General features: G+C 44.9%; 20 protein-coding genes. 14 read left to right on the top strand and 6 right to left on the bottom strand.

The features are described 5' to 3' along the window. Positions 1 to 15 precede the first annotated feature (15 nt). The gene (locus AC3D28_RS07495) at positions 16 to 1,170 is read right to left on the bottom strand and encodes a methyltransferase (RefSeq protein ID WP_488534404.1); all 1,155 of its coding nucleotides are present in this window, start codon (positions 1,168 to 1,170) and stop codon (positions 16 to 18) included. Between the two features lie 194 nt (positions 1,171 to 1,364). Between AC3D28_RS07495 and bolA the strand changes: the two genes are divergently transcribed. The 11 genes from bolA to dinB all read left to right on the top strand — a co-directional run bounded on the left by bolA (position 1,365) and on the right by dinB (position 10,974). Further along, a complete protein-coding gene (gene bolA, locus AC3D28_RS07490; RefSeq protein ID WP_098414992.1) occupies positions 1,365 to 1,673 on the top strand; it encodes a transcriptional regulator BolA in 309 nt (102 codons plus the stop codon). 487 nt (positions 1,674 to 2,160) lie between these two features. Then, on the top strand, positions 2,161 to 3,501 hold the full coding sequence (locus AC3D28_RS07485; RefSeq protein ID WP_098414993.1) for a Na(+)-translocating NADH-quinone reductase subunit A: 1,341 nt from the start codon (positions 2,161 to 2,163) through the stop codon (positions 3,499 to 3,501). Between the two features lie 3 nt (positions 3,502 to 3,504). Beyond that, positions 3,505 to 4,746 carry an NADH:ubiquinone reductase (Na(+)-transporting) subunit B gene (locus AC3D28_RS07480; RefSeq protein WP_098414994.1) on the top strand — a complete coding sequence of 414 codons (1,242 nt, stop codon included), beginning with the start codon at positions 3,505 to 3,507 and terminating at the stop codon, positions 4,744 to 4,746. After that, on the top strand, positions 4,736 to 5,521 hold the full coding sequence (locus AC3D28_RS07475) for a Na(+)-translocating NADH-quinone reductase subunit C (RefSeq protein WP_488534403.1): 786 nt from the start codon (positions 4,736 to 4,738) through the stop codon (positions 5,519 to 5,521). The genes AC3D28_RS07480 and AC3D28_RS07475 overlap by 11 nt, the downstream gene beginning before the upstream one ends. Further along, positions 5,521 to 6,153, top strand: coding sequence for an NADH:ubiquinone reductase (Na(+)-transporting) subunit D (locus AC3D28_RS07470; protein ID WP_098414996.1), 633 nt, complete (start codon positions 5,521 to 5,523; stop codon positions 6,151 to 6,153). The genes AC3D28_RS07475 and AC3D28_RS07470 overlap by 1 nt, the downstream gene beginning before the upstream one ends. 7 nt (positions 6,154 to 6,160) lie before the next feature. Beyond that, positions 6,161 to 6,757, top strand: a complete 597-nt coding sequence (gene nqrE / locus AC3D28_RS07465; protein WP_098414997.1) for an NADH:ubiquinone reductase (Na(+)-transporting) subunit E — start codon at positions 6,161 to 6,163, stop codon at positions 6,755 to 6,757. 33 nt (positions 6,758 to 6,790) lie between these two features. Further along, positions 6,791 to 8,014 carry an NADH:ubiquinone reductase (Na(+)-transporting) subunit F gene (gene nqrF, locus AC3D28_RS07460; RefSeq protein WP_098414998.1) on the top strand — a complete coding sequence of 408 codons (1,224 nt, stop codon included), beginning with the start codon at positions 6,791 to 6,793 and terminating at the stop codon, positions 8,012 to 8,014. A 155-nt stretch (positions 8,015 to 8,169) separates the two neighbouring features. Then, the gene (locus tag AC3D28_RS07455) at positions 8,170 to 9,174 is read left to right on the top strand and encodes an FAD:protein FMN transferase (protein WP_488534402.1); all 1,005 of its coding nucleotides are present in this window, start codon (positions 8,170 to 8,172) and stop codon (positions 9,172 to 9,174) included. Between the two features lie 22 nt (positions 9,175 to 9,196). Then, on the top strand, positions 9,197 to 9,430 hold the full coding sequence (nqrM, locus tag AC3D28_RS07450; protein ID WP_005436655.1) for a (Na+)-NQR maturation NqrM: 234 nt from the start codon (positions 9,197 to 9,199) through the stop codon (positions 9,428 to 9,430). Between the two features lie 170 nt (positions 9,431 to 9,600). Further along, positions 9,601 to 9,834 (top strand): DUF2789 domain-containing protein, encoded by a 234-nt coding sequence (locus tag AC3D28_RS07445; RefSeq protein ID WP_488534401.1) that lies wholly within the window; start codon positions 9,601 to 9,603, stop codon positions 9,832 to 9,834. Between the two features lie 75 nt (positions 9,835 to 9,909). After that, complete coding sequence (gene dinB / locus AC3D28_RS07440; RefSeq protein WP_488536072.1) at positions 9,910 to 10,974, top strand: DNA polymerase IV; 1,065 nt, start codon at positions 9,910 to 9,912, stop codon at positions 10,972 to 10,974. Here the strand turns inward: dinB and AC3D28_RS07435 are convergent. Then, complete coding sequence (locus tag AC3D28_RS07435; protein ID WP_488536071.1) at positions 10,971 to 12,896, bottom strand: RecQ family ATP-dependent DNA helicase; 1,926 nt, start codon at positions 12,894 to 12,896, stop codon at positions 10,971 to 10,973. The genes dinB and AC3D28_RS07435 overlap by 4 nt on opposite strands. A 76-nt stretch (positions 12,897 to 12,972) precedes the next feature. On the opposite strand from AC3D28_RS07435, the gene AC3D28_RS07430 reads away from it, so the two are divergent. Both AC3D28_RS07430 and AC3D28_RS07425 read left to right on the top strand, forming a co-directional pair. Then, positions 12,973 to 13,452 carry a GreA/GreB family elongation factor gene (locus AC3D28_RS07430; RefSeq protein ID WP_488534400.1) on the top strand — a complete coding sequence of 160 codons (480 nt, stop codon included), beginning with the start codon at positions 12,973 to 12,975 and terminating at the stop codon, positions 13,450 to 13,452. A gap of 61 nt (positions 13,453 to 13,513) precedes the next feature. Continuing rightward, on the top strand, positions 13,514 to 14,257 hold the full coding sequence (locus AC3D28_RS07425; protein ID WP_074191710.1) for a YggN family protein: 744 nt from the start codon (positions 13,514 to 13,516) through the stop codon (positions 14,255 to 14,257). A gap of 126 nt (positions 14,258 to 14,383) precedes the next feature. On the opposite strand, the gene AC3D28_RS07420 is transcribed toward AC3D28_RS07425, so the two are convergent. Beyond that, positions 14,384 to 16,930, bottom strand: a complete 2,547-nt coding sequence (locus tag AC3D28_RS07420; protein ID WP_488534399.1) for an Ig-like domain-containing protein — start codon at positions 16,928 to 16,930, stop codon at positions 14,384 to 14,386. A gap of 376 nt (positions 16,931 to 17,306) precedes the next feature. Here AC3D28_RS07420 and AC3D28_RS07415 point away from each other — a divergent pair, with 376 nt between their 5' ends. Then, positions 17,307 to 18,671 carry a sodium-dependent transporter gene (locus AC3D28_RS07415; RefSeq protein WP_488534398.1) on the top strand — a complete coding sequence of 455 codons (1,365 nt, stop codon included), beginning with the start codon at positions 17,307 to 17,309 and terminating at the stop codon, positions 18,669 to 18,671. Between the two features lie 104 nt (positions 18,672 to 18,775). On the opposite strand, the gene AC3D28_RS07410 is transcribed toward AC3D28_RS07415, so the two are convergent. From AC3D28_RS07410 to AC3D28_RS07400, 3 genes are all read right to left on the bottom strand, one after another. Further along, complete coding sequence (locus tag AC3D28_RS07410) at positions 18,776 to 18,967, bottom strand: DUF4250 domain-containing protein (protein ID WP_488534397.1); 192 nt, start codon at positions 18,965 to 18,967, stop codon at positions 18,776 to 18,778. Continuing rightward, entirely contained in the window at positions 18,964 to 19,173 is a 210-nt protein-coding gene (locus tag AC3D28_RS07405) for a YaeP family protein (RefSeq protein ID WP_488534396.1), read from the bottom strand. The genes AC3D28_RS07410 and AC3D28_RS07405 overlap by 4 nt, the downstream gene beginning before the upstream one ends. A gap of 111 nt (positions 19,174 to 19,284) precedes the next feature. After that, positions 19,285 to 19,953, bottom strand: a complete 669-nt coding sequence (locus tag AC3D28_RS07400; protein ID WP_488534395.1) for a tellurite resistance TerB family protein — start codon at positions 19,951 to 19,953, stop codon at positions 19,285 to 19,287. Position 19,954: the final 1 nt, after the last annotated feature.

Here is a 19,954-nt window from a genome sequence, read left to right as displayed (position 1 = left end):
ATGTTGCTTAACGTTTTATTTTGCGTCTAATTTAGCAAGTTTTTTTGTGGCCTGTAAAATCACGAACTTATTGTTGGAAGCGATAAGTTTGACATTGTTATCGCCGAACAAGCGTTTTAGTTTTGCATCGTAGCTAAGATGGCGATTACCGATGACCAGTAACTTACCACCTTCATGCAATATTTGTTTTGAATCACAGAACATCTGCCAAGCAATATGATCGGTGATGGCCTGCTGTTGGTGAAAGGGTGGGTTACACATAATCATGGAGCAGCTGTTGTGTTTAAAACCGTCCAAACAATTGTTTGCAACACACTGTATGTCTCTATTTTCACCAAGGTTATCTAGCAGGTTCTGCTTCGCGGACTCAAGCGCCATAAAGCTTTCATCAACACAGGTTAATCGAGCATTCGGATTCAGCTGACCAAACTTCACAGACAGAACACCATTACCGCAACCGAGATCGATAACATTATCTATCAATGGGTCTTGAGGTAGGTGCTGCAACATAAAGCGTGCGCCTAAATCCAAACTTTCTCCTGAGTAGACGTTCGGCAAATTTTTGAGTTCGATACTTTCCCCATCAACGCTCCAAGTGATAAAAGGGTCGACTTCTATCACTGGTTCTGCGCTCGCTTGAGAAAACACCAATCGATGCTTTTTCCAAGCTAAAGACGTTTTGGTCTCGCCCAAGTATTTTTCAAACAACTTTAGTGTTGAAGTATGGATCTCTTTTGCTTTATTGACCGCAATAACAGGGCAGGAGGCTGGTAGTGACTTTCTTAGCTGATGAAGTATCCACACGAGGTGGCGGTTACTTTTGGGCAACTGCAATAACACAAGGTCTGTGTTGGCGGGCACATCATCCATCGTGGTCAAAAATACCACTTGATTCGATTGATTTTGTTCTAGGTTGTATTGCGCGCCTTTATGAGAAATAAAAGAATCACTCATTAGCGTCACATGGTGCTTTTCTGAAAACCAGCAGGAGAGGGCACCAAAGTTGTCATTAATCACGAGGATGTTTTGATTGTCTGGCAAAGCAAGCTCTTCAACATGATTAATAAGATACTCATCCCCGGCATCCCACGCTTGTAAAGTTTCATTATTGCGCTTTGGGAAACGATAGAGTATCAAGCTTCGGTCGTGAAGATTCAGTTCGGTTTTCATAGCTAAGTGTAAGTTGATTCAGAAATTAGTCGTTATTGTCGCAAATGATGGCGTGCCGAGATACAAAAAGCTGTCAAATTTTCTTGTTATCATCTTTTTGACGATAGAATTGATAACACGATAAGTGCGCTAGGGCTGCACCTCTGTCTAACTTGAGTATATACTTATGACATTCAAATCGATGAGGAACGAATATGATCCAAGAAATCATAGAGAAAAAACTGCATAGTGAGCTGCAGCCAAGTTATCTCAAAGTGGTTAATGAGAGCTACATGCACAACGTACCACCAGGCTCTGAAAGTCACTTTAAAGTGATTGTCGTGAGCGATTCATTTGTGGGTCAACGTTTAATTGGGCGTCATCGTCAAGTCCATCAAGTCCTTGCGAATGAGTTGGATCACCACATTCATGCATTAGCAATACACACCTACACTGATGAAGAATGGAAGCATGAGCAAAGTGGTGCTCCAGACAGCCCTATGTGTATGGGTGGGGGACACTAACCGCCAAAAATGTAAGAGTGTACAAGAAAGGTGGCCAAGGCCACCTTTCTTCGTTTTGACATTCTTTTGAGAGAAATGAACAGGGAGTAAAATACGGCATAAAAGAGAGTTAAAAAACTGTTAATGGTATTTCAGTTTATGAATAAAAAATGACAGGGTATTTCAGGTGGTGAATATGGCTTTTCCATAAGATATTTATGGAATATAGCATTTGTGCGATCGGTCAAAGTTATGACTATTCTTTGACCTTTTAGACCCGGTTCAACTTAAATAACCTCTCTATTCTAATGATTGACCATGGCATCGAGTTCCTAAAAAATGCTAGACTACCGCACCTGATAAATCTCGCGTATTCCTCGTGACGAGATTTTTAATAGGATGTTGCGATTTTGATGTTTTAAAAACATCAAAACCGGACACTGATGTCGTGTCTAAAAGTTACGCAATCAAAAGAATCTTTTTCCCGATAAAAGTAGTGCAAGTGCGTATGATTACAATAAAGAAGGGCTTGGATCTTCCTATCGCAGGAACTCCATCCCAGGTGATTAATGATGGTAAGACCATCAAAAAAGTCGCCTTGCTTGGCGAAGAGTACGTTGGCATGCGTCCTACCATGCATGTCCGCGTTGGTGATGAAGTGAAAAAAGCGCAAGTTCTTTTTGAAGACAAAAAGAACCCTGGCGTTAAATTTACTGCACCAGCAGCCGGTAAAGTGATCGAAGTTAACCGTGGCGCTAAACGTGTCCTTCAATCTGTAGTGATTGAAGTGGCAGGTGAAGAGCAGGTGACATTTGATAAGTTCGAAGCCGCTCAACTTTCTGGTCTAGATCGTGAAGTGATCAAGACTCAGTTAGTTGACTCTGGTCTTTGGACCGCTTTACGTACTCGTCCGTTTAGCAAGGTTCCTGCAATCGAGTCTGCTACTAAGGCTATTTTCGTTACTGCAATGGATACTAATCCACTCGCAGCGAAGCCTGAGTTGATCATCAATGAACAACAAGAAGCATTCATTGCTGGTCTAGACATTCTTTCAGCCCTGACAGAAGGCAAGGTTTACGTATGTAAATCTGGTACTAGCTTACCACGCTCTTCACAGTCTAACGTAGAAGAACACGTCTTCGATGGCCCTCATCCAGCAGGTCTTGCTGGCACCCACATGCATTTCCTATACCCAGTAAATGCAGAGAACGTGGCATGGAGTATCAACTACCAAGACGTTATCGCGTTCGGTCAGCTATTCCTAACGGGCGAGCTACATACTGATCGTGTTGTGTCTTTAGCTGGTCCTGTCGTGAATAACCCACGTTTAGTTCGCACTGTTCTTGGCGCAAGTCTTGACCAGTTGACGGATAATGAGCTAATGCCTGGCGAAGTTCGTGTGATCTCTGGCTCGGTACTAACGGGTACACATGCCACTGGTCCACATGCTTACCTTGGTCGTTATCATCAGCAAGTATCAGTATTACGAGAAGGTCGTGAGAAAGAACTGTTCGGTTGGGCTGTGCCTGGTAAGAACAAATTCTCAGTGACAAAATCTTTCCTTGGTCACGTATTCAAAGGTCAGTTGTTCAATATGACAACGACGACTAATGGTAGTGATCGTTCAATGGTTCCAATTGGCAACTACGAACGCGTAATGCCTCTAGATATGGAACCGACATTGTTACTTCGCGATTTGTGCGCAGGTGATACTGACAGCGCGCAAGCGTTGGGTGCGCTCGAGCTAGATGAAGAAGATGTAGCATTGTGTACCTTTGTATGTCCTGGCAAATACGAATACGGTGAATTACTTCGTGAATGCCTAGATACCATTGTGAAGGAAGGGTAATCCATGCTTAAAAAATTCCTTGAGGATATCGAGCATCATTTTGAACCAGGTGGTAAACATGAAAAGTGGTTTGCGCTTTACGAAGCAGCAGCAACACTTTTTTACACGCCAGGTTTAGTGACAAATAAAAGCTCCCACGTTCGTGATAGCGTTGACTTAAAACGTATCATGATCATGGTTTGGTTTGCGGTATTCCCAGCAATGTTCTGGGGTATGTACAACGCTGGTGGCCAAGCTATCGCAGCGCTTAACCACATGTACGCTGGTGAGCAATTAGCGACAGTTATCGCAGGTAACTGGCATTATTGGTTAACCGAAATGTTCGGCGGAGTTATTTCTGCTGATGCAGGCGTTGGCAGTAAAATGCTCCTAGGTGCGACTTATTTCTTACCAATCTACGCAACGGTCTTTATTGTTGGTGGTTTCTGGGAAGTACTTTTCTGTATGGTGCGCAAGCATGAAGTAAACGAAGGCTTCTTCGTGACTTCTATCTTATTCGCGCTGATTGTTCCGCCAACACTTCCTCTATGGCAAGCGGCACTAGGTATTACCTTTGGTGTTGTGGTTGCGAAAGAGATTTTTGGTGGTACGGGTCGTAACTTCCTAAACCCTGCGCTTGCAGGCCGTGCTTTCCTATTCTTCGCTTACCCAGCTCAGATCTCAGGTGACGTTGTATGGACAGCTGCAGATGGTTTCTCTGGTGCGACTGCTCTTAGTCAATGGGCTAAAGGTGGTAACGGTGACCTAGTTAACACAGTAACTGGCGCTCCTATCACTTGGATGGATGCTTTCATTGGTAACATCCCAGGTTCGATTGGTGAAGTCTCGACTCTGGCTCTGCTGATCGGTGCTGCGATGATCGTTTACATGCGAATCGCATCATGGCGCATCATTGCTGGTGTAATGGTCGGTATGATTGCCGTATCGACGTTATTAAACGTCATCGGCTCTGAGTCTAACCCAATGTTCAACATGCCATGGCACTGGCACCTAGTTTTAGGTGGTTTTGCATTCGGTATGTTCTTCATGGCAACGGATCCTGTATCTGCTTCATTTACTAATAAAGGTAAATGGTGGTACGGCGCGCTAATCGGCGCAATGTGTGTATTGATTCGTGTAGTTAACCCAGCGTACCCAGAAGGTATGATGCTGGCGATTCTATTTGCGAACCTATTTGCACCTCTGTTCGACCATGTAGTGATTGAGAAGAACATCAAGCGGAGACTAGCACGCTATGGCAAATAATAACGACAGCATTAAAAAGACGCTGGGTGTTGTTATCGGGTTGAGCCTTGTTTGTTCAATCATCGTATCAACAGCAGCTGTGGGTCTGCGTGATAAGCAAAAAGCTAACGCTGTCCTAGATAAGCAATCAAAGATCGTTGAAGTTGCAAGCATTGAGGCGAATGGTAAGAAAGTACCAGAGTTATTTGCTGAGTACATCGAACCTCGACTTGTCGATCTAGAAACAGGTAACTTTGTAGAAACGGCTGAAAATGGCGCTACTGCCACTGAGTTTGATCAGCGCGAAGCATCCAAAGATGCAGAACGTTCAATCTCGTTGACAAAAGAAGAAGACGTAGCTGATATTCGTCGTCGCGCGAAAACCGCAGTGGTGTACTTAGTCAAAAGCCAAGGCGAAGTCCAAAAAATTATCTTGCCTATGCATGGTAAAGGACTATGGTCAATGATGTATGCCTTTGTAGCCGTTGAAACTGATGGTAACACTGTGTCTGGTATTACTTATTACGAGCAGGGTGAAACTCCTGGACTTGGTGGTGAAGTAGAGAACCCTTCATGGCGTAAACAGTTCGTTGGCAAAAAACTGTACGACGACAACTACCAGCCAGCGATTAAGGTCGTAAAAGGCGGTGCACCGCAAGGTTCGGAGCACGGTGTTGATGGTCTGTCAGGGGCAACGCTCACTAGTAATGGTGTTCAACACACATTTGACTTCTGGTTAGGTGAGATGGGCTTTGGTCCTTTCCTAGCAAAAGTTCGTGACGGAGAACTTAACTAATGTCTAGTGCACAAAATGTTAAAAAGAGCATTCTAGCGCCAGTGTTGGATAACAACCCAATCGCGCTACAAGTGCTTGGTGTTTGTTCTGCTCTTGCAGTAACAACTAAACTAGAAACAGCTTTTGTAATGACACTAGCAGTAATTTTTGTAACTGCATTGTCTAACTTCTCTGTTTCTTTGATCCGTAACCACATTCCTAATAGTGTGCGTATCATCGTTCAGATGGCAATCATCGCATCGTTAGTAATCGTGGTAGACCAGGTGCTAAAAGCTTACCTATACGATATCTCTAAACAGTTATCTGTATTCGTTGGTCTGATTATCACCAACTGTATCGTAATGGGCCGTGCTGAAGCATTCGCAATGAAGTCTGCGCCAATTCCGTCTCTTATTGATGGTATCGGCAACGGCCTTGGTTACGGTTTCGTTCTTATCACTGTAGGTTTCTTCCGTGAGTTATTTGGCTCAGGCAAGCTATTTGGCCTAGAAGTTCTACCTCTAGTGAACGATGGTGGTTGGTATCAGCCTAATGGTCTAATGTTACTAGCGCCATCAGCATTCTTCCTAATCGGCTTCCTAATCTGGGTAATCCGTATTCTGAAACCAGAACAAGTAGAAGCGAAGGAGTAAGGGCGTCATGGAACATTACATTAGTCTGCTAGTTAAATCGATTTTCATCGAAAATATGGCTCTGTCTTTCTTCCTAGGTATGTGTACTTTCCTTGCCGTATCTAAGAAGGTTAAGACCTCTTTCGGTCTAGGTGTTGCAGTTGTCGTAGTATTGACTATCGCAGTTCCTGTGAACAATCTAGTTTACAACCTAATTTTGAGAGAGAACGCGTTAGTTGAGGGGGTAGACCTTAGCTTCCTAAACTTCATCACCTTTATCGGTGTAATTGCAGCACTTGTACAAATCCTAGAGATGGTTCTAGACCGTTTCTTTCCACCGTTGTACAACGCGCTGGGCATCTTCCTACCGTTGATCACAGTAAACTGTGCGATCTTTGGTGGTGTATCTTTCATGGTACAACGTGACTACACCTTTACGGAATCCATCGTTTATGGTTTCGGCTCTGGTGTAGGCTGGATGTTAGCAATCGTTGCTCTTGCAGGTATCCGTGAGAAGATGAAGTACTCTGACGTTCCTCCTGGTCTACGTGGTCTTGGCATCACATTTATCACGGTAGGTCTTATGGCGTTAGGCTTTATGTCTTTCTCTGGTGTTCAACTGTAAGTCGGGTAAACCGCAACAATTAAGGAATAGTCAATGGACATTATTCTTGGTGTAGTGATGTTTACTCTGATCGTACTTGCACTAGTACTAGTGATTCTTTTCGCTAAGTCTAAGCTTGTACCAACAGGTGACATTACAATTTCTGTGAACGATAACCCTGAATTGGCGATCGTTACACAACCAGGTGGCAAGCTACTGAATGCTCTAGCAGGTGCTGGTGTATTCGTATCTTCTGCTTGTGGTGGCGGTGGCTCATGTGGTCAGTGTCGCGTAAAAGTTAAATCAGGCGGTGGTGACATTCTACCAACCGAGCTTGACCACATTACTAAAGGTGAAGCGCGTGAAGGTGAGCGTCTAGCATGTCAGGTTGCAATGAAAACCGACATGGACATCGAACTTCCTGAAGAAATCTTCGGCGTTAAAAAGTGGGAATGTACCGTTATCTCAAATGATAACAAAGCAACATTCATCAAGGAGCTTAGGCTGCAAATACCAGATGGCGAATCAGTACCTTTCCGTGCTGGTGGTTACATCCAGATTGAAGCGCCAGCCCACCACGTAAAATACGCAGATTACGATGTTCCAGAGGAATACCGTGGAGACTGGGAGAAGTTCAACCTATTCCGTTACGAATCTAAAGTCGATGAAGAGACAATTCGTGCGTATTCAATGGCGAACTACCCTGAAGAGCACGGCATGATCATGCTGAACGTTCGTATCGCAACGCCGCCGCCAAACAACCCAGACGTACCACCTGGCATCATGTCATCGTACATTTGGTCACTAAAAGAAGGCGATAAGTGTACTATTTCAGGTCCATTTGGTGAGTTCTTTGCGAAAGACACTGACGCAGAAATGGTCTTCGTTGGTGGTGGTGCAGGTATGGCTCCAATGCGTTCTCATATTTTCGACCAGCTGAAACGTCTGAACTCGAAGCGTAAGATTTCATTCTGGTACGGTGCACGTTCTAAGCGTGAAATGTTCTACGTAGAAGATTTCGATATGCTACAAGCTGAGAATGATAACTTCGTATGGCACTGTGCACTGTCTGATCCACTTCCAGAAGATAACTGGGATGGCTACACTGGCTTCATTCACAACGTTCTTTACGAGAACTACCTACGTGATCACGAAGCACCAGAAGACTGTGAATACTACATGTGTGGTCCACCTATGATGAATGCGGCTGTTATCGGCATGCTAAAAGATCTAGGTGTAGAGGATGAAAACATCCTACTTGATGACTTCGGTGGTTAATCCCTCCAAGTGATTGAATCTATGGCTAGCTCTCTAAGAGTTAGCCATTATTTTTTGTAGAAGTAAAAATAATATTCAACAGTTGATATAGGTAATTGGATTGAAGCAATTGTTCCCATTCCCCATATCAATTCAACAACATTGGGAGTAAACAAGTGAAAAAGTGGCTTGTTGCATTCGCTTCTTTATTGGTTTTGGCCGGTTGTGAACAACCAGCAGATCAAATTCATTTAAGTGGTCCGACAATGGGGACTTCTTATAACATTAAATATATTGAGCAAGATGGCATTCCTACGCCAAAAGCCATACAGACAGAAATTGATCGTTTGTTGGAAGAAGTGAACGACCAAATGTCGACGTATCGAAATGACTCTGAGTTGAGTCGTTTTAACCTACATCAAACGAGTGAGCCTTTTGTTGTCTCTTCGCAAACAGCAACGGTTGTGAAGGAAGCGATTCGTCTGAACGGTCTTACTCTAGGAGCATTGGATGTGACAGTCGGTCCTTTAGTTAACCTGTGGGGATTTGGCCCAGAAGCTCGTCCTGATGTGGTTCCTACCGATGAGGAGCTTGCGACTCGCAAAGCCAATACTGGAATTCACCATCTATCTATTGATGGCAATAAATTGTCCAAAGATATTCCTAACTTGTATGTTGACTTATCAACCATTGCGAAAGGTTGGGGGGTTGACGTGGTTGCTGACTACCTTCAATCTGAAGGGGTTCATAACTTCATGGTAGAAGTTGGCGGTGAAATGCGTCTCAAAGGTGTTAACCGCGAAGGTGTGCCGTGGCGTATTGCGATTGAAAAGCCGACAGTAGATGAGCGCTCAGTGCAGGAGATTATCGAACCTGGCGATATGGCAATTGCAACAAGCGGTGACTATCGTAATTACTTTGAGAGTAATGGTGTGAGATACTCTCATATCATTAATCCACGCACAGGCAAACCCATTCATCATAAAGTGGTGTCTGTAACGGTATTAGACAAATCGTCGATGACTGCTGACGGTCTTGCTACTGGCCTAATGGTTTTAGGGGAAGAGAAAGGCATGGCAATCGCGAACGAAAGGAATATTCCTGTTTTTATGATAGTGAAAACGGATGATGGTTTTAAAGAGCTGGCTTCGGAAGCATACAAGTCGTTCATGAAGAAATAACAGCACAAGTGAGCATATTCTTATGAGTACATTTCTAATTACGTTTGCAGTGTTTGTCGCGGTAATAGCGGCAATGGCGGTTGGCTATATCTTCCAGAAGAAAGTCGTAAAGGGTAGCTGTGGTGGTCTTGGCGCAGTTGGTATCGAAAAAGTATGTAACTGTCCAGAGCCATGTGATGCACGTAAAAAGCGTGAGGCGCGTGAAGCTGCACGTGCAGAAAAGCTGGCCGCATGGGAAAAAGATCGAATCGCTTAAACTGGTGATATTAACTTTTTAATTAAATAACCCAGCTCCGGCTGGGTTATTTTTTATGTTTCCACTCTCACGTTCACGTTTCTAAGTTTTTTTTGACAATATAGTTTGGGGCTGCATGTTGTAACTCAACGTGTATACTCAAATTAAACGCTCAACAATTAGGAGGAAACATGGAAATGCACCAACACGGTATGGCAGAGCTGTTTCAACAATTGGGCCTTGGAAGTTCACTTCAAGAGATGAAGGACTTTATTAACGAACACCGACACAAAAGAGATTCAGCCCCTCTGCATGAAGCCAGCTTTTGGACAAGTTCGCAGGCCACATTCCTCAAACAAGCCATTGAAGAAGACGCCGACTGGGCAGAGTTGGTCGATCAGCTTGATGTGATGTTACGAGACTAAAGCACGTTTACAAACTCTCATTTCTATCAAGGCAGATTTAATTTATACTGTTTTTTTGAACAGTATTTTATGGCTATGTCAGACCGAATCAGAAAAATCATTCATGTCGATATGGATTGTTTTTACGCTGCCGTTGAGATGAGAGATAACCCTAACTATCGCGACATGGCACTTGCCGTTGGTGGCCATGAAAAGCAACGTGGGGTGATCAGTACCTGTAATTACGAGGCGCGTAAATATGGTGTTCGTAGTGCGATGTCGACGGCTCGCGCATTACAACTCTGCCCCAATTTATGCGTTGTACCTGGCAGAATGCATGTGTACAAACAAGTCTCGCAGCAGATCCGAGCTATTTTTGAACGCTACACGTCGCTCATTGAACCTCTTTCGTTGGACGAAGCTTATCTCGACGTGACCGAGGCGACAGTTTGTCGTGGTTCTGCAACGCTTATTGCTGAGTCTATTCGACGCGACATTTGGAACGAGCTTGGACTGACCGCATCGGCTGGTATTGCACCAATTAAATTCCTCGCCAAAGTGGCCTCTGATATGAATAAACCCAACGGTCAGTGTGTTATTCCACCAGATAAGGTTCAGGAAGTTATCGATACACTTCCGCTAGAGAACATTCCAGGAGTGGGGAAGGTGAGTCTTGAGAAGTTGCATCAAGCGGGCTTTTATCGATGTGAAGACATTAAAAACAGCGACTATCGAGAATTGCTGCGACAGTTTGGCCGTCAGGGAGCGTCTTTATGGCAGCGTAGCCATGGAATTGATAATCGAGAGGTCGTCGTTGAGCGAGAAAGAAAATCCGTAGGTGTGGAACGGACATTCAGCCAGAATATCTCGTCGTACGATGAATGCTGGCAAGTGATCGAGGATAAACTTTATCCTGAACTCGAGAAACGCTTAGAGCGTGCAAGCCCAGATAAATCGATTATTAAGCAAGGTATTAAAGTCAAATTTGCCGACTTTCAACTGACAACGATTGAACACATTCATCCTCAGCTAGAGCTGGAGGATTTCAAAACCTTGTTAAAAGACATTCTTAAGCGCCAAAACGGACGGGAAATTCGCCTTTTAGGCTTGAACGTGATGCTCAAACCAGAAGACCAAGCGCGCCAATTGAGTTTTTTCTAGGCTCTTACCGTTTCTACCTGCGTTAATACTTGTTCAAAGCTTATGTTGGCCATCGCACCGTAACCCGCCAGTTTTGAAGCTTTTAGCTGGCTAATTAAAGGGGTACTAATTCCACACAAGAAACGGGCGACAGCATCATTACTGATGGCTGAAGGGGAAAGCTGAATAAACTCTTGTACCCATATCGACACTTGAGGCCGCTCAATATCCTCACCTTGTGGTGTTGGGAACGTAGCGACTTGACCACGGCACACGGAGCAGTGACCACATTGCTCTGGTGCATTGTGATCCGCAAAGTAGTTCGCCAATTGTGAACTCAAACAGTGCTCTGACTGGAATAAGTGCAGCATGGTGTGAATTCTTTCGATATCTTTGCTTTCTTTGGATTGGAACAGTTCATACAGCTGTTGGGTTAGAACATCAGAGCCTTGTGTGGTGGGCAAAACGGAGTACACGTCGGTCAGTTGTTTACTTTCTAGCTCTATCCAACCGTTCTGGTGAAAATAGTCGAGGGCTGAGACAACTCGGCTACGTTCCGATTGATAGTTCATCCATAATGCTTCCAAGTCGACTTGGCACCACACTTTGGCTTTTTGTGAGCAGGAAAAAATAGCGTCTACGAATTGACGTCGTTCGCCTTGAAATTGGTTCACAATAAATTGCTGATCTTGCAAAAATTTAAACCGATATTCGGCAAAGTAGCTGTACTTTGCTTCAATGACCTTATGCAGTTCCAAATAAACCAATAACGTTTTTAATGGCAATTGGCGGATATTACTTTCACGTGATAAACGCAGCGGGACTACCTCCCATTGTGGAGCATGTTCTTTCGCTTGCTTTACTACATAGTGAATCGAGGTAAGTTCAGGTGTGTCACCATAGACAAAGTTTTCCAACACCGTTAAGCCGGATGTATTGCCTAACAGAATACACTCAGAGCGCTGTCCATCCCTTCCGGCACGTCCAATCTCTTGTGCGTAGTTCTCGATGGATTTGGGTAAGTCGAAGTGAATGACGCGGCGAATATCAGATTTGTCAACCCCCATACCAAATGCAATCGTTGCGACAATACAGTCAATTTGGCTATCCATGAACTGTTGTTGGATTTGTTCACGGATGTCGCTTTTCATACCGGCATGGTATGCGTGAGCATTAATGCCAATATGGATTAATGACTTTGCTACTTGCTCTGCTGTCAGCTGTTGCGTCACGTATACGATAGTCGGCAGCTTGGGTGAAGCAGCAATGATCTCACTTAGCTGTTCTTGTTTCGTTACTTCCTCGCACGGGATCACCGAGATATCCAGATTGGAGCGGTAGAAGCCTGTCACGGTGATATGTTCACTGGCAATATCGAACTTTTGTTGCATATCTTCAATAACCGTAGGCGTTGCCGTAGCGGTGAGAAGCAAAGATTGTGGGATATTCAGCTCACGTTGATATTGCGGTAGCTTGAGATAGTCAGGGCGGAAATTATGTCCCCATTCGGAAATACAGTGCGCTTCATCAATCACCATCAAAGAGATCGGCACTTGGCGAATGAACTCACGAAAACGCTCGTTTTTTAGGCGCTCAACAGAAATCATCAATATTTTGATCTGTCCATTTTTTACCCCTGCCATGACGCGTTGTGACTCTTCTCTGCTTTGACTGCTATCGATAGAAGCGGCCGCGATCCCTTTACTTTGCAAAAAGCTCAGTTGATCTTTCATTAACGCCAACAACGGCGAGATCACTAGGGTAAGATTGGGCAATACGGTTGCTGGCAATTGGTAACAGAGAGACTTACCCGACCCCGTAGGAAAGATGGCCGCAGCAGAGTAACCATTCATAACCGCTTCAATTACGGGTTGTTGACCTTGGCGTAATGAGTCAAAACCAAATACGGATTGAAGTGTTTGATGCAGCGAGTCACTGTGCATAATAGGGAAACCTTTCTTTGATGGTAAACTTAGGTACATTAACACACCCTGAGTGCCAAACGCGCGTCCTAAAAGTATGAACAAAGCTGACTTAGTCCAAATTATCATTCAACACCTGGAAGAAAAACTTCAAGTTGCCCATGCATCGGCTCAGCGAGCCATTGATGCCGCGACAGATGAAGAAACTGTTCCCGAGCATAAGTACGATACGTTAGCACTTGAAGCCGCGTATCTTGCTCATGGACAAGCAATGCGAATCCAAGAGAGTGAAGACGAGCTGCGTCAATATCGCGCTCTAGTGACTCGCGACTTTAAAGGCGCACCTGTTGGTGTAGGTGCTTACGTCGTTCTCGCAGATGAGAATTTGCTTGAAAAGCACTTCTTTGTAGGCCCTTGCTCTGGTGGTCTGACTGTTAAATATCAGGCTCAGGAAGTCTTTGTCTTAACAGCAAAATCTCCTCTTGGTCGAGCGTTATTCGGGAAAGAAGAAGGCGATGAGATTGATGTGAAAATAGGAGACAAAACAACTTGTTACGAAGTTGTGGCAATTTTCTGACATCAAATGTATCACTCAGTGTTATGTTTAACACGAGTAATGTTAAATAAAAGAGAATGACATGAAAAAGCTTCTTACACTTTTATTGCTGATGGTCAGTGCAACTGGTTATGCAGCGCAGTGTCGTGTGGACATCAATAATGAAGTTCGTATGGATGGACAAAGCTTGGAAATTAGCCAAGCGACGGGTGACAAAGCGGTTGTGGATGAAGATAACAACCTTTTCATCAAAGGTGAGCTAATTGAACTCAATGCCGACCAAAAAGCGGCAATTGAAGACTATCGCGAAAAAATGAACGCGTATATTCCACAAGCAAAGCAGTTGGCGAGTGATGGTTTAGCGCTTGCAAATGACATCATCGATGATGTCGCGGAAAGCCTAGACGCACCTGGCGCGTTTGATAACGTCAAAGTCGCAGTACAGGACTTTTTCGCTGATGTTGAATCACGTTACTACAAAGATGGTGATTTCATTCTACCAGCGGAAAGTTTTGAGTCCATGACACAAGGGTGGACTGAAGACTTTGCAAAAGCACAAGAGATCTTCAATAAGGAGTTTTTAGCGAGTTCGTTGGATGCTTTATCGAAAAAAATGAAGGAAGAGGGGGGAATAAACCTCACTGCATTATCGGAGAGTATGGCTGAACTCAGCGCGAAAGTAGAAGAGCGTTTAGCTGAGCATTCGAAAGAGGTAGAGCAACAAGCAGAAGACTTGTGCGACTCGTTGGATGACATGGCAGGGCAAGAAGACGATTTGTTGAAGAAAATCCCTGAGCTAAAAGATTACCGAGTATTTACGATTTAATTACCCTTCAAAAAGTAGAATTCAATGGTATAAAGAAAGAGAGCACAATTGTGCTCTCTTTTCGTTTTTACATACTTGAACAAGTAATGAAAGCAAGACGATGTTATTCGTTTGCTCATTAACAACTTACTGCGCGTTCATCTGAGTGAGTTTATCACCGACAGGTTTTGAGAAGTTAAAACCATCGTGCTGATCCCAGTTGATAGACCACGTCATTACCCCTGCATAATTCGGGTAATTGAACGCTGGCTTAACGGTGCCACATGAAGTGCCTTTGGTTAAACAATCTAGTGCGCTGATAATATTCTGTGTCGGAGCCTGACCTGAATTTGCCGAGCTAGGACCTGAAGGTAAGCCGATTGCGACTTGATCATCACGTAGTGGTGCAAACTGAGTGCCGTCGGCCAATTCAAAGCCTTCGATCAGCATTTTAGATTGCGCTACCATCATATCCACAGAGCCTTCTGGTGCACTGCCTGGTAGATATGGGTTTGGCAAGCCACCGTTGTTATATAGCTGGACATGAAGCAGGTCGAGCGTGCTGCGTGTCTCGTTTATCACAGGAATGTAAGCTCCCCAAATACCGCTGTAAGCCACATAGCCGCCTTGAACATAAGGATGCTCAGGTGCCATGGTTAGGTACATGTCGCCACCCATATTTTGCTCTATTTGCAGCAAAGCACGACCAAGGCGAGCTTGAATTTGCGAGCCATGAACCAAGTTAGATCCACTCTCTAAATCCACATCAAGACCATCAAAGCCCCACTCAGCGATAAGACCTGTTAGGCTAGAGACAAAGTTGGCTTCGTCTTGATCGGTATTCAGCGTAATCGTGCCTTCTGCGCCGCCAAGAGAGAGAACAAACTTTTTACCTTTAGCTTGAAGCGCTGCCATGTCTTGTTTGAACTGTGCTGGGTCGAGCGCTGGACAATCGCTGTAAATATCGCCTGAATATAGATTAAAGTGCACGGTACCATCACTGTTGCGGTCATTTTCGGCAAAGGCAATATCAATCACATCCCACGCATCAGCCATATCCGCTAGGCGAATTGGACAGCCAGCCCCATTTACAAAATTGTGCCAGTAACCGATGAGTTTATGACGTTTCTCTGCTTGCTCAACCACCGTTATTGCTGCCGCGTCAGATAACGTCGCGCTTCCAGCAAGATCAATGGCTTGAGCGCTTACGGTAAACTGTCCGATTGCGGCTGGTGTCCAATTCGCAGAATAAGGCGCAGTCGTATCTGTGGCGACAACTGAACCATTGACCATGAAATCAACTTGTTTAATGCCTGAGGTTAAAGACGTTGCATCGGCACTTAATGCGAGGTTTTTGCCTAAGCCGACGGTTTGACCGCTGCTTGGTGAAGTCAGTGAGACGACCAAATCTTTATCGCTGACTTCCACACCAACCAAGGACTCTGACGTGTTGTTATCATTATCGGTTGCGACGGCTTTAAGCTGGTTAGCGCCAATAAGTGTGGCGTTCCAAGTAACGGAATATGGTGCTTGAGTGATGACCCCTAAGCTGGTGTTGTTCGCAAAAAACTCAACTTGCGTGACTGTGCCATCAGCATCGCTTGCGTTAGCCGTGATTTCGTTATTGCTGCCAGCGAGCACGACTTGTCCATCCGTTGGTGCCGTAATGGCAACTTGCGGTGGCGTCGAACAAACACCTAGGCCACTCCAAGCATCTTGCCAATATAGCCCTTTACCAGGCTCGTAAGCCCATGTCGCATCCGAGGAACACCAACCCGCAACGTCACAACGATATTTTTGGTTGAAGTGAGAAACTAGGTCGCCAACTTGATAACTCGTTCCCGCCGCGTAAGGCACTGCATCTGCACATCCGCCCGTCCCTGTTTCTGAATTACTCACAACAAGCGTTACTTCTTGGCTCATGGTTGCGAGGTTTGTGTCATCAGTCGCTTGTGCTTTAAACGAATGTGTACCAGCACTCGCGGTCCATTGATATTCGTAAGGTACGCTGGTATCAATCGCGACGGATTGGTTGTTAACGAAGAACTCAACTTGTGTGACCACACCATCAATATCATCAGCTTGAGCAGCCACCGTGAGGTTCTCACCTATATTAAGCGCTTCCGTTCCCGATGGGCTTGTCAGTGAAATGCTAGGTGGCGGCAACTCGACTTGTGGTTGAACTTGGATAGAAACCGTCGTGGTGGTAACGGCTCCCTCATTATCGGTCGCAATCGCGGTCAATTGCGAGATCCCTTCAATAGCGGTCCAAGACGCTTCGAATGGTGCTTGAGTTACCACAGCAACCGTTTGGTTGCCTGCAACAAACTCAACTTGTGCGATTTGGCCATCTTCGTCGGCTGCGTTGGCTAGCAAAGTGATCGCACTGCCTTCGGGAATTTGTGCGTTGTTTGTTGGAGAGGAGAATGACACTGTTGGCTCTAGGTTGTTGCTTCCACCATCACACTGTCCTAACGCTTTCCATGCCTCCCAAGATCCTGAGTTGGTAACAGGGTCATTGCCTTGCGTCCAATACGCGGCTTCGTAAGCGGCTCCTTGCGTTTTTACTAAAGCGCCCGATGTATAAGTCGCAGTGCTGTCCCAGTCAGGTAGACTTTGACAGTTATAGGCTTGAGCTTGGTAGCTGACGCTGAGTGCTACAACCATCGCTCCGTGAAGTAGAGTGACCTTCATTTTCCTCTCCTTGAGTCATGGGTATAAATGAGAACAGAGTAATAACTAGCTGATAAATAGACATAAGGGGGAAAAAGCGAAGCACAATATTCTGCTTTTCGACACAGTATCACGTGGAGCGGTTCGTTCCTTACACCAAAGCTCATTATTTTTCGGCTCACTTCACGATAGAAGAAGCGCAAAATTTAGCCGTGTGAAATGAGCAACAATCGCGAGGCTCTTTAGTGATGAATATGAGATGTACGTTAAAATTTACAAGCTGAATGACTATGAATTGTTTCAATTGTCGAGTATTTAACCGGGATGCTCTTGTTGAATAGTGAATATTGCTATAGTGTACTAGTCAACTAGTTCGATAATATTTTGTGTGAGTAGTATGACACAGCAAACCTCTTCTCAGCCTCGTGAGCATTTTGGTTCTCGACTCGGATTTATCTTAGCAGCCGCAGGTGCCGCTGTTGGCCTTGGCAACATTTGGGGCTTCCCAACCCAAGCTGCTAGTAATGGCGGCGGTGCTTTCCTATTGGTTTATTTGGTGATGATTCTGATCGTCGCATTTCCTATGCTGGTGGTTGAAATGGCGATTGGTCGTCATGGTCAAGCCAACCCGGTAGACAGCATGCGTTCGCTTACCAACCACTCGGTAGGTAAAAAGCTCGGCGGTATTGTGGGCTGGATTGGTTTAAGCGTACCAAGCGCTGTTTTAGCGTTTTACTCTATTGTCGGTGGTTGGTTGATCTGCTTTTTACTTGGTGCAATCACAGATCTAATGGGGTTAGAAGCCGCAACTCAATGGCTAAAGGGCTTTAGCGTTGAACGTAACTTGTTCGGAACTATTACTTTTTATGTGTTAACAATTCTCATTGTACAAGGTGGCGTAAAACAAGGGATTGAGAAGTGGTCCACACGTTTGATGCCAGCCTTGTTTGTTTTGTTTGCTCTACTGTTTGCTTACATCATGACGCAAAACGGTGCGATGGAAGGGCTAAAGCATTACTTGGTACCGGATTTTGAAAAGGTATGGGACCGTAAGTTGATTCTTGCTGCAATGGGGCAGGGCTTCTTCTCGCTCACGATCGGTGGCTGTTCAATGCTGATTTACGGCTCTTACTTGAGCAAGAAAGAGAACCTGCCAAAGATGGCGATGAATGTGACCTTGGTAGATACGGCGGTTGCCTTTATTGCGGGGTTAGTGGTGATGCCTGCGATGTTTGTTGCGATGCAAAAAGGTGTCGCAATCTACGCCGAAGACGGTTCACTACTCAGCTCTGACACGTTAGTGTTCACTGTACTGCCGTTGATGTTTGATAGTTTAGGTGTACTGGGTCAATTGTTCTCTATCGTGTTCTTTTTGCTATTGACGATTGCGGCGCTAACGTCTTCCATTTCAATGTTAGAGTGCCCAGTGGCGTTAGTGAGTGAGCGTTTCAATACTAAGCGAAATGCAACGAGCTGGGTTTTAGGTGGTCTTATTGCCTTGTTCAGCGTGGTGATTGTTTATAACTTTGGCGCCCTGTTTGGTTTGGTAGCGACGGTTGCAACGCAGTACTTACAACCATCAGCAGCCCTTTTATTCTGCTTGTTTGGTGGCTGGGTTTGGAGCCGAAATTCAAAAATCAAAGAGCTTGAGCAAGGTTGTCCTGAATTCACACAAGGTTGGTTTGGTAAGTTATGGCCCGCGTATGTGAAGTTTGTATGTCCAATTCTTGTGGCGACGGTCATCTGGGCGTCATTCGGCTAACCGAAACGTCTCTCGGACAAAAGAAAAGGGCTTGATGATAATTCATCAAGCCCTTTTTCATGTTGGTTATTCCCGTTTCAGTTACCCGCAGTGATTGCTGCGGGTTAACGGAATTGTCCTGCTTCTGGAAGAAAGTCAAAACCAGCAGACGCCAGTTTTGCTTCTAGTGCCGTGCGATCGATATCGAAGAAAGCCACCAGTTTATCTAAGTCACCACCGAAGTCGTCGCGTAGCTTCATATTCACAATGCTCATGAGCATGACAGGATCCATGGACTCAAAGCTCGTTAGATTCATTCTTTGTCCTCAAAATCTGAAATCAGTAGGTTTGCCGCAGCAAACGCCGCTTTGTCACGCACTTCTTTGGGTAGAGACTCATCCGCCGCAACATCGTTCAGTGCTTTTACTGCACATGAAATTGCTTGAGGAATGTAAGCTTGATCGCCACTACCAATTTGAGCATAAAGCTCACGAACCAATTCACAACAGCCATATACTTGCATGTTTTCTTTCCACTAAATGATAACTTATCTCAATATACACACAGCGGATTTGAAACTCAAAGCACAGAGTTGTTTTGGCTCAAGTTGAGGAGTAGCTTGAGCGAGATTTAATCACTGCATTTGTGCTTCTAACTGTTGAGTGACTTCAGGTGAAAGCTGTAGCTGTTTTGCCAGTTCTTGCAAATACGCTTTTTCCATGAAGTTTTGCTCATCAGCAACAATCAAAGACGCGAGATAAATTTCTGACGCTTGTTGAGGAGAGGTCGCCTGACTAGCAATTTCAGCAGGATCAAGCGGTTTGTTTAGTTCTTGCTGAACGAGCTGACGAACGTGCTCATCTGCGCCCATATCCGTCAGGGCCTGCTCGATTCGGGCCATTTCCTCTTCATCGACATGGCCATCGGCTTTTGCGGCACCAATCATTGCTTTTAAAATTAATACACTGTGTTTGCTGTCATCGGGGTCGAAAGTCTCGTGAATGTCTTGGCCGTCCTGCTTGGCTTGCCAGTCGTTATAAACCTTATACGCTAATGCTCCAAGCGCCGCCGCTCCACCGACTTTTAATGCGCCCGAGCCTATTTTCTTGGTCATTTTTTTACTTTTCTTCGAGCCCATTAGCATGCCGATAAGGCCTCCGCCAACGGCACCTGCTCCTAGCGTTTTCAGGCTACTTGAGTTTGATGAGGATTTGATGTTGTTAGTTTGTTTACCTAACGCATCAGCTCCTTGCTTGAGTAAGTCTGATTTGAGTGCTTGGTTTAGCAGAGTTTTTAAATCCATA

The organism is Vibrio sp. TAP-3B, assembly GCF_057784735.1.
The sequence above is the reverse complement of the archived record's forward strand: the minus strand, read 5'-3'. Positions and strand labels throughout refer to the sequence as shown.